The 918-nt window shown below is 43.0% G+C and carries 2 protein-coding genes; both read left to right on the top strand.

Annotated elements, in window-relative coordinates; genetic code table 11:
* Positions 1-48 precede the first annotated feature (48 nt).
* On the top strand, positions 49-549 hold the full coding sequence (locus GMES_RS03400; protein WP_039986421.1) for a transposase: 501 nt from the start codon (positions 49-51) through the stop codon (positions 547-549).
* Between the two features lie 56 nt (positions 550-605).
* Positions 606-918: IS3 family transposase (locus tag GMES_RS22965; RefSeq protein WP_039986423.1), on the top strand; the 313-nt coding region annotated here is incomplete at its 3' end.

Genomic DNA, 918 nt, shown 5'->3' with positions numbered 1-918 from the left:
TGAAGTGACCCCCAATAGTTGGACATTCCAATTACTGGGGGTCTTTTTATGTCCAAACATCACAGAGTATTTAAGTTAAAGCTCGCTCGCCTCTTCCAAGAAGAGAGCTCTAGGGCGTTAGCCTTAAAGTACAAAGTTAATTCTAGCCTTATTTGCTACTGGGCTCAGGTCTATAGCCTCAATGGTATTAATAGCTTTATCCATAAACAGTATCCGTATTCCTGTGAATTTAAACTTCACGTACTTAAGACAATGGCAACTAACCATTGGTCCCTTAGCTACACCAGTGCCTACTTCGACTTATCGTCCCCTGGTATTTTATTTCAGTGGCAAAAGCTTTATGCTCGCGACGGTATAACTCGTCTAAAACCACAGAAAAAAGGTAGGCCTCGCGTGACAAATCTCTCTCCTACACCAAAACCATCGGAGCAGATGACTGAGAAAGAGCTCAGAGATGAGTTGGAGTATTTACGTGCAGAGAATGCTGTTCTAAAAAAGTTGGAAGCCTTGGCTCAAGCCAGACAGAAAAAAGCAAAGACAAGACGGTAGTCGTCGAAGAGCTCAAGGCAACATACAGCTTACAACACTTACTAAAGGCCACAGGGCTGTCCAGAAGCGTATATTACTATCACCGTAGTACGCTCAAACTGCCCTGTGCCGATACTGACTTACGCGTAAAAATACGTGATATCTATCACAAACATAAAGGCCGATATGGCTATCGCAGAATAACCAGTGCCCTGAGAACAATGGGCTTGGTGATTAACCACAAACGCGTTCAGCGTCTTATGAATGAGCTTGGTCTTAAATCGAAAGTAAGGCCTAAAAGATATAAATCCTATAAAGGTGAAGTCGGCAGAATCGCCGAAAACGTCTTAAACCGAGATTTCACAGCAAAGAAGCCTAATCAGAAATGGG

The organism is Paraglaciecola mesophila KMM 241 (assembly GCF_000315015.1).
Classification (GTDB): Bacteria; Pseudomonadota; Gammaproteobacteria; order Enterobacterales; family Alteromonadaceae; genus Paraglaciecola; species Paraglaciecola mesophila.
This window is presented reverse-complemented; position numbering and strand designations above follow the sequence as displayed.

What these genes read in the sequence shown, in the direction of transcription:
- GMES_RS03400 (WP_039986421.1), top strand. Translation starts at nt 49, where the DNA reads ATGTCCAAACATCACAGAGTATTTAAGTTAAAGCTCGCTCGCCTCTTC.